Genomic DNA, 16,104 nt, shown 5'->3' with positions numbered 1-16,104 from the left:
TTGTTGTCTAAACGAAATGGTTTAATTGAAAGTATTAAGTAGTAAAGTGATTGACTTATGAGGCTTTTTCACTGACGACTTTATGACACCCTTGACCACTGATTCGGCTAAATCCACCTGACAGCTTTTCGACTTTGATTTGGGTTAAGATACGATCTTTTAATGCCTGCACATGGGAGATTACCCCGATTAACTTGCCTTCTTGCTGCAAATTAGTCAGCGTATCCAGCGCAATGTCTAAAGATTCCTCATCCAATGTACCAAACCCTTCATCCAAAAATAGCGAGTCCACACGTATGTTTTGACTGGCCATCTGTGATAGCCCTAACGCTAATGCTAGGCTAATAATAAAACCTTCGCCGCCTGAAAGGTTTTTAGTGCTGCGAATTTCACCACCTTGATAGTTATCAATCACATTTAGCTCAAGTGGGCTATTATCATCACGAGCCAGCAAATAGCGATCGCTCATTTTTGCAGCTGCGTATTGGCGTGAGTGACCATGAGATCAAAGGTTAGCCCTTGAGCAAAAGTACGGAATTTTTTGCCATCAGATGAGCCAATCAATTTATGCAATTGTTGCCAAACTTGCAATTTGTCCTTTTGGGCAGTGATGGCATCAATTTGCGCCTGTTGGGTATTTTTTTGTCTTCATTGTCTTTTAGTCGCTGACTGATGGCACCGATTGACTCAATTCGTTTGTTAAACTCATCTTGGGCTTGTGAGTGCTGTTGGGCAAGCATTTCTCTATCATCTACTGTTAGCGGATTAGCCTGCTTAGCTTCAAGTGTCTTTTGGGTGTCTTCCAATAAAGACTGCGCTTGCTTTAGTACATAATCGATATGCTGTTGTTGCTGTCTAAGTGTGTTGCGTTCACTAATTGGCAGGCGCGAGTTAGTAAAATCTATTTCATCAGCGAAATCAGAAGTAGCAAGTATTAACTTAAAGCTATCCTCTTGAGTATTGAGTGTTCCCTGTACTATGGTCACTTGCTCAGTCACCTGATGCTGCTTATCAAGCAATTGACTAAGTATGTGTTCAGCATTGTCTAGCTGTCTTTGGGCAGAGGTTTGCTCAATTTGAGACTGTTCTAACGCCTCACGCAAACGCTTTTCTTCTGCTTCAGGATCTTTATCAGCTAAGACGTCATCTCTGTTTGTTTTTAATTGCGTAAGCGTATCCGATTTTTCAGCCGCGAGTTGAACTAGTTTAACAAGCTCATTTTCTTCTTTATCGAGTTGAGACTGCTTGGTCTCAATTTGTGTTTCTAGTCGACCGAGTGATGTCTTTAGGGTTTGTTGATCCTCTCTATAGTCATTGAACTGTTTCTTGATTTCTAAAGGGAACTGTGACATTGGCGCAGAGTATTGATTTGCGCCTGAGCGTCCACATTGCTTAGTACGGTTTGATTTTCAATGCTGGTTATCAGCGGTTGTAATGATTGCAGTGAAAAACGTATCGCCGTTTTTGTGCCTGACTGATTCTTGTCAGCGGAATATTTATTTAACAGGGCTAATATATCGGTTTTGAGCACGGTCAATTCAGAAAAATTATCAAGATATTTTTTGTCTAAGTTTTCTATAGCCCATGCTATTTTTTCACTATTGCTCTCAATCTCGTTAATAGTGCTGGTTAGCTCACGCTGCTCCTTGTCTAACGCTTCGATGTCGTTACGCATCGTAGAGAGCGACTCGCTAAGCGTTTCATATTGAGTTAACGTATTTTTAAGAGATTCTTTACGCTTACCTAGCTCGATTTTGCTACTGTCTAATAACGATAGTGTATCTATATGCGTATCTATATGCGCCAGCAGTTTTAATGTTTCAGCAATAACTTGAGAATAACCTTTATTGATTAATAAACTGACCAGCTGGTCGATATCTATCTTCAATTTTTGTATTTGGTGATTTAGCAAGCCTTGTTGCTCTTCCTGCTGCGCAAACTGCTGTCGTACAGTTGCCTGAGTAATACGATGTTTAGATAAAGTATCTTCTAAATTGGATATAGTCGTATCCAGATCTGTTATCTGTTGCTGAGTTTGATCTGCTTCCGTTTCTTGTATTAAATGTGGGTGGTCTGCACTATAAGGATGCTCTAGCGACCCACAAAGTGGGCAGGGATGACCATCTTTTAGGTCAGCGATATAGTCTTCTAATTTAGCGACTTTTTGTAGTAAATGCAGCTGGGTTTGTTTGTCTTGACGCTTTTCTTTGGCAGCGCCGAGCGCTGATTCATTATCAGCGATTAAGCCTGCCAGCTTCTTGAGGTCGTTACTCATTACTGGCAAGGTAGCAACTATTTTCTCTACTTGTACACTAAGCTCATCAAGCTGTTTTGTCTTAACGCTCACTTGGTCAAGTTGACGGTTGATATCATCAATCTGCTCTTGCTCATCTCGCATATCAGCCAATGACTGCACTTGGGTTAATGCTGCTTGCTCTTGTTGTAAAGCGGCCAATTTATCCTGTATAGACAATATGGTGGTGTCTTTTGTCTTTTTCTGTTGATTTAAGCCGTCAAGATTGGCGCGATACTGGTGGATCTGCTGCTGCTGGCTTGTTTTATCATCTGATAGGGCGGTATTCTCTTGCAATACTACTTTTAGTCGGCCGCAATGACTTTTGAAATTCGCTATGTCACTATCAATATTGCTTAATTCATGGGCGTCATTAAGATAGCTTTCGACACTTGCGAGCTGGGTTTTATTTTGTGCAGCCTGTTGTTTATGGTTGTCTATCTCTTTATTTAGATGTTGAGTGCTGCCCGTTAGAGTTTGCTGTCTTTGCTCAATATCTTTTAAGATATGCGTGTTCTGCGTAATCTCCACATCGAGTTTACGCGCCTGCGCAATATTGGGTAGAGCCGTTTGCAAAGCTTCGTGAGTAGCTTGTGTATGAGTTTTCGCTGTCTCTAGATGTGTGGTTGCTTGTTCTAAATCATTTTGTTTTTGTGGTAAGATGCTACTGATCTGCTGCTGTTCTTCTTGCAAGCGTTTTAGGTTATCGCGACTATGGACAAGTTGGCTGAACTGACTATCAATTTCTAGTGCTTTATTAGCAGCGGTTAAGCGTTTGGCATTAGGGATAAAGTCTTGCTGAGCCTGCTGAGCCTGCGCTAGATCATTTTGATAAGTATTCAGTTTTTCTTTTGACTCTGTGACGCTATCTAGCCACTTTATCTTTTCGGCCAAATCTTGAATGGTCTGTTGCTGTTCACTTTGGGCACTTTGATATGACTGCAAGTCAGCTTTTAACTGATTTTCTTCATCGGTATCTAAAAGCATCAAACCGTTTAAACCGTATTGCAGTTTGCTGAGAATTTCCTCTTCGGTACGTTTTTTATCATGAACCTGTGTGGAGATAGTTGCGTAAATATCAGTGCCCGTAATTTTTTCTAAAATATCAGCACGTTCATCAGCCTTTGCCTTTAGAAATGCTGAAAAACTGCCCTGAGCCAGCAATATAGAGCGAGTGAACTGCTGAAAATCCATCCGAGTCAGTTCAATGATCTTATTTTTGGTATGCTTTAAGGTGCTCTCTAACAGCTCATCCTCTTTTGACGAATCATTGACGTTTAGCTTAGCAATTTCATGAGTCGCATCTTGCAGATTGCCATCCGCTTTATTGTAAGCACGGCGCTGTCCCCAGCGGCAGCGATACTGCTCACCATTCAAATCAATCACTACTTCAGCGAAACACTCTGCCGTCTGCCGCGTCATCACCTCATTGCTGCTCTTACTGATACTATTAATCCTTGGCGTCTCACCATATAGCGCTAAGCAAATAGCATCCAATATGGTGGTCTTGCCAGCACCTGTTTGCCCTGTAATAGCAAAGATACCTTCATTGGTAAAGGCAGTATCAGCAAAATCAATATGCCATTCACCTTTTAGGGAGTTGAGGTTTTTAGTCTGAGTTCGATTAGGCGCATGGATAAGTCTTAATATTAGTAATAGCCGCAACTGAGAAAAATTTAGGAAGTGTGGTCATGATATTTCGCTTTTATTATTCTGCCTGTTTGTCTTCATGACGTAAGTTATAAAGTATCTGACCATAGGCATCGCGCAATGAGTCTTTTTGAGAATCAGCCACATCATTTATCGTCAAGCAGCGCTCAAACACTTCCATCTCATTTAAGTCCTGCAAGTTCTCTGAGGTCTGCTGTTGATTAAGCACTTTGTTATAAGTACGAGTGTTTTTATCTTAAGCACTTCACATGGCAACCCTTCTACCATTGCTTGCACTTGCTCACGCAAATCACTGACGATTTCGTCACCTGTATAGACAACCTCCAGCCAAATAGAGTCAGATTGCGTAAGCGCTCTAATGGTTTGTTCAATCGTGGTTAGGTCACCAGATATTTGCGCCAATTGTTGGAACTTTGGGATGGGTAGGGACACTACTTGCATCTGATTAGCATCATCGCGATGCAGTATTTTATTGCTAGTCACGGCGTCAGTAGAAGTTTCTCGAATGCTTTTATATTGCTCAGGCTGAATAGGAGTATTTTCTATGACAGTGGATTTTTTAACTTCCTCATCTTCTAATGGCTCATCAAAGCCGAACAAGTCGTCCATGAAAGGCAGTTCCTGAGTCGCCACTTTTTCAGCGGTTTTTTCTGCTAATTTATCTACTGATTTTTTCACTTGGGCGACTTCAATGTCAGCAGCTGTATCGATAGCATGAGGAGTAATACTATTAGGTGCAACGTTTAGCTCTGAGATTTTGTTATTGAAATGTTCTGCGGCACCAAACTGTACCAGTAATATCTGCTTTTGTTGTTTGGCCTCTCCAAAACCCATCGCGATGGGTGAGCCTGAGTAGCGAATACTCTCACGACCGCCAACGCGCTGCGGCACGTGCAAATGTCCAAGTGCGACATAATCAAAGCCATCATTGAACATATCGGCAGATATTTTACCTAGTGAGCCGACATAGAGCTCGCGTACACCATCATCCTCGGTTGTTTTGCCACCAGACGCGAATAGATGTCCTGTGGCGACGATAGGAATATATCGCTGATGCGTTTTGATTAAGTCGGCTTGCTTAGCCTTCGCAATGTCTGCAACATTGTCATAATGCTCGCAAATACCAGTGATAACATTGGCGTCTTTGCTATCCGCAGACTCGCCAGCGCTGCTACTACGCACATCCCGATCGCGCAAATAGGGTACAGCAGCAATAATACAATGAGGGTTGTTGTCGTCATCACCCAAGACCAATACTTCGTCGTCCAAGTCATCACAAGCAGTACCAATCACATGTACGTTCAAAAATTTAAGCACATTGCTTGGCGCGTCCAAAAAAGTTGGTGAGTCATGATTGCCAGCGACAATAATCACATGCTGACAGTAGGAGCGTGAGACCTTACCCAAAAACTCATAATACAACGCTTGGGCTTTATTGCTTGGGGTCATGGTGTCGAAGATATCACCCGCAACAATTAGTATGTCTACTTTTTGCGCGCTGATGGTGTCTTGTAGCCAATGCAGGAATGATTCAAACTCTTCGTAACGAAGACGTCCATACAGACGTCGCCCCAAGTGCCAGTCTGAGGTATGCAGTATGGTCAAAGGTTTCATTTGCGTGGTTAAAGAAGAAGGCAAGCTAGCATCAGGTATGGGCATAAGTAGACTATAAGTGTGAGCAGTAGAAAGTCTTCATTCTAGCAAGAATCGTTGCATTTTGCGCTGTTGCAAAAAGAAAACCCTATCAATAATATACTGGTAGGGTTTTCTTTTTGTTTAAGACTCATCGTTTTGCAGGTTAGCAGTAAGCGCTAGTCAACAATCAATTGCTCCAGACCATCTCCTTGCTGCGTCGCAAGATTGGCGACCATCGATAGGGCATGAGCTTGTTGGTCTATTGGTTGTTTTACTGCTTCACCTCTTGATCCTTCACGCAACCAATTTTTAGCTATATCATCGCTGTTTTGACTGTGCTGCTGATTTTGCAAATTATACCAAGCCAAATCATGATGTAAGCTGACCACGTCACCCATAATGAGGAGGGCAGGCGTTGGCAATTGTGCTTGCTCTTGCTTGGCAACAATCGTTGCAAGCGTACCGGTCAATACTTGCTGATTGGGCATACTCGCATTAGAGACGATAGCAATCGGCGTCTCACTACTGCGCCCAGCATCAACCAAGCCTTCAGTCAAACGTGCCAGCGAGTGCAGACCCATATAAAACACGACTGTCTCATCAGTATTTAAGAAGCTTTCAAAGTTACTGTTGGGTGCACCAGCTTTCAAAAATCCCGTCACAAAACGCACTGACTGTGAATGATCACGATGAGTTAAAGGAATGCCTGCATAGCTAGCAGCGGCATTGGCAGCGGTGATACCTGGAACGACTTGATATGGCACATTCTGTGCCCGCAGGCTTTCGATCTCTTCGCCGCCACGTCCAAAGATAAACGGATCACCACCTTTTAAACGCACCACACGGCGACCTTGTTTGGCATGATTGACAAGTAGCTCATTGATACCTAATTGCGCAACTGTATGATTGCTGCGTTTTTTACCGACAAATACTTTATCAGCGTCACGGCGGCATAAGTCTAAAACTTGCGGTGAGACTAAAGCATCATAAAACACCACATCTGCTTGTTGCATTAGACGCAAGGCTTTAAAGGTCAACAGCTCTGGATCACCCGGGCCTGCACCAACGATATAGACTTCACCGACAGGAGGTGCTTTGTTATCTGAATCATCTGATAGCGTAGGCGTTGTATTTACTGGGGTATCAGAGTGAGTTTCATCATGAATAGCAGCGGCAGTGCTATCTAAATCAGCTTGCAGTTGTGCAGTCGCTTCAGTTTCATTACCTGCAAACATGAGCTGACTAACCTGACCTTCAAATGCTCGCTCCCAAAACTGACGACGACCAGTAAGCGTCGGTATCTTGGCTTTTACCTCACTGCGGAATTCACCTGCCAGCTTGGCTAATTTTCCATAGCCTTGCGGAATTAACGTCTCAAGGCGTGCCCGTAATAGACGTGCCAGCACAGGCGCTTTACCATTTGATGAGATACCAATCACGATAGGATTGCGATCGATAATGGCTGGAAAGATAAAGTCACATAAATGCGGCGTATCGACCACATTGACTGGAATGTTTAGCTCAGTCGCATCTGCATGAATTTGGTGATTCAGCGTCTCATCGTCAGTCGCGGCAATGATTACCCGTGCGCCTGACATATAGGTTTTATTATAATTCTCATAGATAAATTCATGTTTGCTGTCAGTGAGCAAAGCTTGTAGCTCATGGCTGATATCAGGTGCAAGTATAGTGATACAGGCACCTGCACGGCTGAGTAAATCCGCTTTACGCAGTGCCACTTCGCCGCCGCCCACGATGAGCACTTTACGGTCTTCTAATTTAAAAAATAGCGGGAAGGTGTTCATAATGTCACCATATATTTAATTGTTTATTATAAAAGGTATAAGGAATGCCGCCATTATGAGGTATCACAAGCACACTCTCACCTAGTGAATTGGCATTAACATATTCGTTTTTGAGATATTAATTCATATTTTAGCTAGTAATAGGAATAGCGGTAAGTTTTCGATATATAGTCAGAGAATTAATAAAAGGCTACCGCGTTACTCTCCCTAGAGGTGCTATTTGTACAATCTGCAGTCGACTGCCTTGTACCCATTTTAGATTTTTTGACTATAGATAGAACAGCACAAAAAAATCCCGCGTAACGACTCTATAAGAGCCAAGCGGGATTTTTTATTCATATAGCTATAGCCATTGTTCAATAAACAATCGCTACAGTCAGCGCCTTACTATAGCTGAGTATGCAAGCCACACTCACGGCTTTCTTCTACCTTAGTTGGATCAAAGTAGTCATGCTCGTTTGGTAAGTTATGCTCTTCTAGATATACGTCTAAATCAGCATCTGTTTTTTCAAACAATGGCGCTACTTTTAGCACGCCGTCTTTTGATAAGCTAAGTACATCAAGACCTTGGCGGAACTCAGTTTGGTCTTTACGAATAGCATTGAACCACACATCTGGCTTTAGCTCATCTAATGCACGGCGGAATGGCTCAAGTTTAACTTGCTCAGTGAACTCGTCATGCTGTGGGTTATCGATACCTGGGATACCATTCATCGTCGCGTCACGGTGTGCAGCCGTTTGCTTAGGAATATAAGTAACAACGTTTAGGTTCAAGTCATGGATAAGCTTGTTGGCAAACTGATAAGTAGCATCAGTGTTGTAACCTGAGTCTACCCACAATACAGTGATATCAGGACGCTGTTTGGCAACCAAATGCAAAATCGCTGATTCATACGGACGGAAGTTGGTCGTGATGATTGGGTTTTTGCTTGAGTCAGTGCCCACTCAACGATTTGCTCAGGTGACTTACCTTGCAGGTCTTGGTTGGCTTGGTCAAGGTCTAGGTTTGGGTGTAATTGGCTCATAATACGTTCCTTAATTGTTGTTAATATAAAAGGGTTGATTAAAAATATTGGGTATTACTATAAAATTAATAGTCAGTGCGACAGCTATGCGACTGAAGTCTCTGACGATTGTGCAAACATCGGTAAATCTGAAGTACTTCGGCCATCATAGCTACTGGCAAGGGCAGTAAAGGCTTGCTCAATGCCAAACTTAGCATCGGCTTCTAGGTCATGCTCGCTCAATACAAAGCTATCAACGCCTACACGTAGCATATAAGCAATTTGATCGCGGCCAAACGCGCCAGCCACTCGAATCTCGCCTGTGTAACCGATTTGGCGCAGCGTACGTGCAAAGCTAAAGTGACGGCCATCAGCGAACTTAGGCACGTCAATAACGATCAATGCGTGCGTTGATAAGAACTCACTAAGTCCCTCTAATGCATCAGCGTCAGTATCGGCAGTAACCCATAATCCAAGTCGGCTACTGTGCTGTACGATCAGCTCATAAACTTCTTTAATCAGACCACCAGCCTGTGCGCCTGTCGTATCTAATAGATCAACGAGTGGCACGATCACGTCAGGTTTTTCTTGTTTTTGTAGTAGCTCAAGCAACGTAATGTTGGTCGATACAATGCTCTCTGGCAGTGCATCAGTAGTAAGTACATGCCATGTATCTTGACTGCCAATATCGACGCCATGACTGTCCAAAATATGGTGATTAGCCATAGACCTTCTCCTTAAATGGATCAATACCAACGCGCTCAACCAATTGCCCAAAGCTTTCTACATCATTATCAGTGCTGGCACGTAAGTCCACATAGACATCAACGATCTGCTGTATAGTGTTGGCAACCTCAAGAGCAGGCACAGATTTTCCTAAGATTTTGCCAAGTTTGGCATCGTCGCTAGAGTTACCGCCAAGACTAATTTGATACCAATGTTCGCCTTTTTTATCGACACCCAAGATACCAATATCGCCTGTATGATGGTGTGCACAAGCATTGATACAGCCAGACATGTTTAGGCGAATCTCACCCAAGTCATATAGATAGTCTAAGTCATCGAACTGTTTTTCGATTTGTTCAGCGATGTTGTGGGTGGTCGCATTGGCAAGCGAGCAGTAATCCCAACCTGGGCAGACAATCATATCCGTTAGGGTATTGATGTTTGCGCGCGCTAAATGCAATTCTGATAGTTGCTGCCATAACTCATAAAGCTTATTGGTCTCCACATCAGCGAATACTAGATTCTGCTGATAAGTACCCCGTAACTCACCAAAGCTGTATTTGTCAGAAAGGTCAGCCAGCGCATCCATTTGTGATTCACTAACATCACCAGATGGCACATATTTACCATCGACCAAGCCTGCCTTAAGAGAAATAACCACGGCACGATAGCCAGCTACTTTATGCGCAACGGTGTTTTGGTTGTACCAATTGGCAAAGTCTTTATCAGCGTTTAGTTGCTGTTGTAGCTCAGACTGTACTTGTAGTGCGTCGAATGATGCATAGTCAGGCTCACTAAAGAAACCAGTTGCCGTTGCAAAGTTCTCATCAGTCAAAGTAAGTGGACCATCTTTGGTATGAGCTTCCCACTCAGCATTGACCAATTTAGCAAACGCTGGACCGCCCATGCTTTCGACCAAAATTTTGATACGTGATCTGTATTTGCTGCCTTTGTCACGGCGACCGTGCAAGTTATAGACACGCAAGATGGCGTCTAAATAACTAAGCAGATGCTGACGCGGCAAGAATTTATTGATAACTTTACCGAGGACAGGAATACGTCCAAGACCGCCACCAACCAGTACTTCAAAACCGATCTCACCTTCATCATTGGTCTTTACGTGTAGACCGACATCATGTACTTGGGTTGCTGCACGGTCATCATTGGTGCCGATCACAGCAATCTTAAATTTACGTGGCAAAAAAGCAAACTCAGGGTGGAAGGTTGACCACTGACGAATAATTTCACAATAAGGACGTGGGTCAGCGATTTCTTCTTTATGGATACCAGCATATGGATCGGTAGTGGTATTACGAATACAGTTGCCTGAGGTTTGAATGGCATGCATCTGTACTGAGGCTAATTCAGCCAAAATATCTGGCACATCTTCTAGCTTTGGCCAGTTCAGCTGGATATTGGTACGCGTCGTGAAGTGACCATAGCCTTTATCATACTTGCGAGTAATCTCGGCCAATTTGCGCAACTGGTAGCTGGCAAGCAATCCGTAAGGAATGGCGATACGCAACATCGGCGCATAACGCTGGATGTACAGGCCGTTTTGCAACCGCAATGGCAAAAACTGCTCTTCTGGCAGCTCACCTGCCAAAAACCGCTCGGTTTGGTCGCGAAATTGGGCAACTCGTTCCTCTACCAAAGTCTGGTCAGCGTAATTATATTGATACATGACGTAATCTCAGTTTTGTTTTTAATCTTAAAATCAGCGACGAAAATGATTTGCGTGTGTAATAGGTTTTATTGCCGTTCGCAATGTAAATAATTCAGCTATACATCATATAAGCTTGTACCCAGAAACATAAATTCCTTTCAGACATATCCATATCCAAACACAGCATAAATTTTCATAACGAAAGTTAGGTAGCCTATGCGTATCAAATTTAATGCCCAATCGTTAGTACGCTATTTATTATCTAGCGACGGCTTTCTTCTCAGTTTTGTACATTTAATTGCTTTTGCATTTTTGCTTATCTCTTCCAACCATTCTTTTTATAAGAGGTTTTAATAACTATATGTCTCAAACTCAAAGCCAAACCCAAACCCAATCCCAATTCAAATCAAAGCTGGTGCCTCCACACGGTAGTGCAGAGCTTAAGCCACTATTATTAAACGGTGCAGCACGCGATCAAGCATTAGAGCTTGCCAGCACATTACCGACCATCACTTTAAGCTCACGTGAGCGCGGTGATTTAATCATGTTCGGTATCGGCGGTTTCACTCCGTTAAATGGTTTTATGAATCAAGCGGACTGGCAGGGCGTGGTAGACAACATGCGTCTGCAAAGCGGTGAAAACGCTGGCTTGTTTTGGCCAATTCCTATCACTTTGTCTGCGCCAAAAGAGACTGCGGATAATTTGAGCCAAGGTGACAAAGTAGCATTGGTCGCTCAAGATGGTGAAGTCATGGGTATCTTGACGGTAGAAGAAACCTATACCATCGATAAAGAGCACGAGTGCCAGCAAGTATTTACGACCACGGATTCAGAGCACCCAGGCGTACAGCAAGTATTGAACCAAGAAGCCGTCAATATTGCCGGTAGTGTTGAAGTGCTTAGCGAAGGTGAGTTCCCAACGTTATATCCAGAAATCTACAAAACGCCAGCAGAAACGCGCGCAATCTTGGATGCTAAAGGCTGGAAAACAGTGGCTGCATTCCAAACGCGTAATCCAATGCACCGTTCACATGAGTATCTGGCTAAGATTGCGATTGAGATCTGTGATGGTGTGTTGATTCATTCATTATTAGGCGCATTGAAACCTGGCGACATCCCTGCAGAAGTTCGTCAAGAAGCCATCAAGACCTTGATCGATAACTACTTTAGACAAGATACCGTTATCCAAGCAGGTTATCCGTTAGATATGCGCTATGCTGGCCCACGTGAGGCGCTACTACATGCGCTATTCCGTCAAAACTATGGCTGTAGCCATCTGATTGTTGGTCGTGACCATGCGGGTGTCGGAGATTACTACGGTGCGTTTGATGCGCAAACGATTTTTGAGCACGTTGGTAAAGATGACCTTATCACTCAGCCGCTCAAAATTGGCTGGACGTTCTGGTGTAACGCTTGTAATGCGATGGCCTCTGATAAGACTTGCCCGCATGACGCCTCTGAGCACGTTAAAGTGTCAGGTACTAAGCTGCGTAAAGCACTATCAGAGGACGAAGAGGTACCAGATAACTTTAGCCGTCCAGAAGTACTACAGATTTTGCGTGACTACTATGCCGGCATCGCAAAAGAAGAGCGTGCTGAAGTTAAATTAATGGGTGCATCTGCAGTATAAGGACAGATCATCAGTATAAATAACTTGTACTAAGCCAGTCGTAAAAAAGGTGTCAGACTTATGGTCTGGCACCTTTTTGTTTTTATCACTACTTTTGACATGAAAAACACGTCCTAACACATGCTAGCGATGCCTATTAAATCTCCAAACCTACTGCCAGCTTTTTATATTCTCCAGCAAGCGAGCCACCACCTGAGCAAAAATAGTTCAGTGCATATTTATCTGTGCTGTCGATGATGAGCTTATCATCTTTAAATTGAAAAAAGCAGTACTGTCATTTACCTTTGCCTGAAAAATCGTACCGTGAGCGGTATCTTGCCCCATGAGTGTTGCCTTACCATCGAAGTGACAAGTAGGTTTTTTAATATCGATGCGTGAGCGAATTTTAATGTCAATCTGTCGATCACTCTCTGCTCGTACCATCACGCCAACCCAATCATAGCCTTGTGCTCGTTTGTCGTAGTCGGCAGTAGCGTAATCCGCTGAAACCTTGTTTGTTGAAACTTTATCTCTTGAAAATTTGTCTGCTGAGACATTATCACCAAAATCATTACTTTCAATAGCTGACAAAGCAGATGTTGTACTGGCAACTGATTTAACCGTGCTGTGGTTAGCGCTATTCGAAGTAGGCGACATGCTATTAAAGCCTGTTAAAGCAGCTAGGGTAGAGGTCATCATTATCAGCCCTACAATAGAACGAAATTGATGGTATGAAGTATTCATATAAGGGCCTTTGGTCAAGTAGGAGGGTAAGGTTTGCATAGTATCGTAATAATGAAAGTATCATTGATACAGCAAACTTTATGACGTAAAAATAATGGTACAGCCTACCCAAATCATAGTCTACTTAATAAACCTGTCAGCAACTACTCAACCCATTTTATTCTTAACGATGCAAAACGATTGCTCCTATCACTTATGCCAACTTCACTAGTCTATAAGCTAATTCGTCACTAAGCGTTTGCTATTTATGCTGCTAGCATAGCTTGCATCATCCCGACAACCGAACTCAAAAGATTGTAGGCCCTGTGATGATGGTCAAGATTTTGACAAAACGCTTCTAATACTTTTATCGAGAGCATCATGCAAAAAAATTTCAACAAATCAGCATTGCTAGCATTCAATCAACTAATAATAAGCCTGTAAAAGCACGTGTACTTGCCACCAGTGGCATGCTCGCAGCAGCGATGATAATAACAGGCTGCAGTCCAACAGAAGCGACGCAAGATGACGCGCCAAATAATGCCAGTGGCGAGACGCAAGATGTCAATCTACTCAACGTTTCCTATGATGTGTCTCGCGACTTTTATAAAGACTACAACACCTTATTCAGTACCGACTATCAGAAGACACACCCAAATAGCAAAGTAAATATTAATCAGTCACATGGCGGCTCTAGTAAGCAGGCACTCTCTGTCGCTAATGGTTTGCAAGCGGATGTGGTGACCTTTAACCAAGAGAGCGATATGAATCTGTTGGTGGAAAAAGGCTTAGTCGCTGCTGACTGGCAGCAAGCACTACCAAATAATGCCGTGCCGTACACCAGCACCATGGTATTACTGGTTCGCGCTGGTAATCCAAAAATATCAAAGACTGGTCAGATTTGGCCCGTAATGATATAGATGTAGTCATCCCGAACCCGAAAACCAGTGGCACGGCGCGTTATGCCTTCTTAGGCGCCTATGGTTATGGCTTGCACCAATTCAAAGAAAGCAGTAATGAAAATCCTGTAAAAACCAATGACTTTATCAAAAAGCTGCTGGCAAATGTGGTCACTTATGACAATGGCGCGCGCGCTGCGACGACCAGCTTTACTCAGCGTGGCCTAGGTGATGTGCTGATCACGACCGAAAACGAAGCACATTTGACTGCACAGCAATTTGCAAAGGGTAACGTTGATATCGTATATCCGAGCTATTCGATTACGATTGCCAACCCAGTAGCGGTCGTAACGGCAGTGACTGAAAAGTCTGGTAAGACGGAAGCGGCTAGTACTTATTTGAAAGGCTTATGGGATAAGCCTGCCCAAGAGCTCATGGCAAAAATGTATATGCGTCCAAGTGATGAGCAAATCCTAGCTGCTCACAAAGATATTTTGCCTGATATTGAAACGTTTGAACCTGTGACTGTGTTTGGCTCATGGGCAGAGATTATGGATGCTTTCTTTGTAGATGGTGGCCGTTTTGATCAGCTGGCAACCACGAAGTAGCCATTGATTTTTGATTTATAGAACTATCTATCTTAGCTGCTTTCAATGAAACGTGGACAAGATAGATAGGGCGCATGCCAGTATTAAAACCATCAATAAACAAACAGTCGGTTATACATATAGATTCTTTTAACAACTTATTGATATGTCTAGCTTTGTTTACTGGTTATTCCCTTTTGGCAATAACATACGCATATTCATCATTAAACATAATAAGATGGCGCTGTTAGCATACTTGCATTACACAACAGACATCTTTGAGGTATTTATGACAGACGTAGCTCGTTATCAACAGAAAAGTAAAACTCTTAGTGCCTTGAGTATTGCTGGCGTTGCTTTGACCCTTGGTCTAGCTGGCTGTAGCAACAGTGAGACTACTGAGGCCGCAGCTGATGGTTCAGCGACGACAGAAGGGCAAAATATCGAGCTACTTAATGTCTCATACGATGTGGCACGTGATTTCTATAAAGATTACAACCCGTTGTTTGTCGAGCATTACAAAGCTGAGAACCCAGACAGCAATATCCTAATCAAACAGTCACATGGCGGCTCAAGTAAGCAAGCATTGTCTGTGGCCAATGGTCTGCAAGCGGATGTTGCCACCATGAACCAAGGGTCTGATATTGAGCTGCTTGAGAAGAAAGGCTTGGTTGAGTCAGATTGGGAAAGCAAATTCCCAGACAACGCGGTTCCTTTTACCAGTACGATTGTATTCTTGGTGCGTAAAGACAATCCAAAAAACATCAAAGACTGGGAAGACTTAACCAAAGATGGTGTTGAGATTGTCATGGCCAATCCAAAGGTCACAGGTAACGGTCGTTATGCGTTCTTAGGTGCATACGGTTATGGTCTACATGCTTTTAATAAAGATGAAACGAAAGCTAAAGGCTACGTCAAAGACATGCTAAAAAATGTCAAAGTCTATGAAAACGGCGGACGTGCAGCAACGACAACTTTCGTACAGCGCGGTATCGGTGATGTATTGGTCACGTTTGAAAATGAAGCCAACCTTGCAGCGACTGATTTTGGTGCTGGTCAAGTAGACATCGTTTATCCAAAATACTCGATTAAGTCAGAAAGCCCTGTGGCAGTTGTGAAGACGGTAACAGACAAAAAAGGCACTACAGATGCTGCCAAAGCGTATCTTGATTACTTATGGAGTGAGCCGGCTCAGCAACTAGCCGCTGATCTATATCTACGTCCTAGCGTTAAGAGCGTGCTTGATAAAAACGGTGACAAATTACCGCCTGTTGAGACTTTCCGCCCGAATGATGCCTTTGGTACTTGGGATGAGATCATGAGCACTTACTTCAGTGATGGCGGTGTATTTGACCAATTGGCAATTAACGCGCCTCAGTAATCGCGAGCTAAGTACTTAGATTAGCTACTGCGCTAAACACTGAAACGGATTAGCTCAGTTAATCGTACAGTCAGTCATGAAGCACCCCATAAAGGACATGGTCGT

6 protein-coding genes and 4 pseudogenes are annotated in these 16,104 nt (G+C 43.2%); 3 read left to right on the top strand and 7 right to left on the bottom strand.

All coding sequences use genetic code 11. From position 1 onward, the window contains the following. Positions 1-55: 55 nt before the first annotated feature. The 6 genes and pseudogenes from ACOBWA_RS07460 to ACOBWA_RS07435 form a co-directional block, all read right to left on the bottom strand. Positions 56-3,927, bottom strand: a pseudogene (locus ACOBWA_RS07460) (SbcC/MukB-like Walker B domain-containing protein). Positions 3,928-4,001: 74 nt separating this feature from the next. Beyond that, positions 4,002-5,578: pseudogene (locus tag ACOBWA_RS07455) on the bottom strand (exonuclease SbcCD subunit D C-terminal domain-containing protein). A 197-nt stretch (positions 5,579-5,775) separates the two neighbouring features. Continuing rightward, positions 5,776-7,404 carry a siroheme synthase CysG gene (cysG, locus tag ACOBWA_RS07450; RefSeq protein ID WP_420230687.1) on the bottom strand — a complete coding sequence of 543 codons (1,629 nt, stop codon included), beginning with the start codon at positions 7,402-7,404 and terminating at the stop codon, positions 5,776-5,778. Between the two features lie 387 nt (positions 7,405-7,791). Then, a pseudogene (locus tag ACOBWA_RS07445) lies at positions 7,792-8,429 on the bottom strand (phosphoadenosine phosphosulfate reductase family protein). 84 nt (positions 8,430-8,513) lie between these two features. Next, positions 8,514-9,134: a DUF934 domain-containing protein gene (locus ACOBWA_RS07440; protein ID WP_420230686.1), complete on the bottom strand. Its 621-nt coding sequence runs from the start codon at positions 9,132-9,134 to the stop codon at positions 8,514-8,516. After that, a complete protein-coding gene (locus tag ACOBWA_RS07435) occupies positions 9,127-10,818 on the bottom strand; it encodes a nitrite/sulfite reductase (protein ID WP_404693552.1) in 1,692 nt (563 codons plus the stop codon). Before ACOBWA_RS07435 ends, ACOBWA_RS07440 begins: the two co-directional genes overlap by 8 nt. A gap of 343 nt (positions 10,819-11,161) precedes the next feature. On the opposite strand from ACOBWA_RS07435, the gene sat reads away from it, so the two are divergent. Then, positions 11,162-12,430, top strand: a complete 1,269-nt coding sequence (sat, locus tag ACOBWA_RS07430) for a sulfate adenylyltransferase (RefSeq protein ID WP_420230685.1) — start codon at positions 11,162-11,164, stop codon at positions 12,428-12,430. Positions 12,431-12,637: 207 nt separating this feature from the next. Here the strand turns inward: sat and ACOBWA_RS07425 are convergent, their stop codons facing one another. Beyond that, positions 12,638-13,153, bottom strand: coding sequence for a hypothetical protein (locus ACOBWA_RS07425; protein ID WP_420230684.1), 516 nt, complete (start codon positions 13,151-13,153; stop codon positions 12,638-12,640). 449 nt (positions 13,154-13,602) lie between these two features. Between ACOBWA_RS07425 and ACOBWA_RS07420 the strand changes: the two are divergent. Continuing rightward, positions 13,603-14,639 (top strand): annotated as a pseudogene (locus ACOBWA_RS07420) (sulfate ABC transporter substrate-binding protein). 268 nt (positions 14,640-14,907) lie between these two features. Continuing rightward, positions 14,908-15,999 carry a sulfate ABC transporter substrate-binding protein gene (locus tag ACOBWA_RS07415; protein WP_397477486.1) on the top strand — a complete coding sequence of 364 codons (1,092 nt, stop codon included), beginning with the start codon at positions 14,908-14,910 and terminating at the stop codon, positions 15,997-15,999. Positions 16,000-16,104 lie beyond the last annotated feature (105 nt).

The sequence above is a fragment of the Psychrobacter sp. ER1 genome, from assembly GCF_048631835.1.
Lineage (GTDB): Bacteria > Pseudomonadota > Gammaproteobacteria > Pseudomonadales > Moraxellaceae > Psychrobacter.
Note: the sequence above shows the minus strand (reverse complement) of the source record. Positions and strands in the feature narration are given on the sequence as shown.

Excerpts from the sequence above, each read along its gene's own strand:
- cysG (WP_420230687.1), bottom strand. The coding sequence starts at position 7,404 with ATGAACACCTTCCCGCTATTTTTTAAATTAGAAGACCGTAAAGTGCTC.
- ACOBWA_RS07440 (WP_420230686.1), bottom strand. The coding sequence starts at position 9,134 with ATGGCTAATCACCATATTTTGGACAGTCATGGCGTCGATATTGGCAGT.
- ACOBWA_RS07435 (WP_404693552.1), bottom strand. The coding sequence starts at position 10,818 with ATGTATCAATATAATTACGCTGACCAGACTTTGGTAGAGGAACGAGTT.
- sat (WP_420230685.1), top strand. The coding sequence starts at position 11,162 with ATGTCTCAAACTCAAAGCCAAACCCAAACCCAATCCCAATTCAAATCA.
- ACOBWA_RS07425 (WP_420230684.1), bottom strand. The coding sequence starts at position 13,153 with ATGAATACTTCATACCATCAATTTCGTTCTATTGTAGGGCTGATAATG.
- ACOBWA_RS07415 (WP_397477486.1), top strand. The coding sequence starts at position 14,908 with ATGACAGACGTAGCTCGTTATCAACAGAAAAGTAAAACTCTTAGTGCC.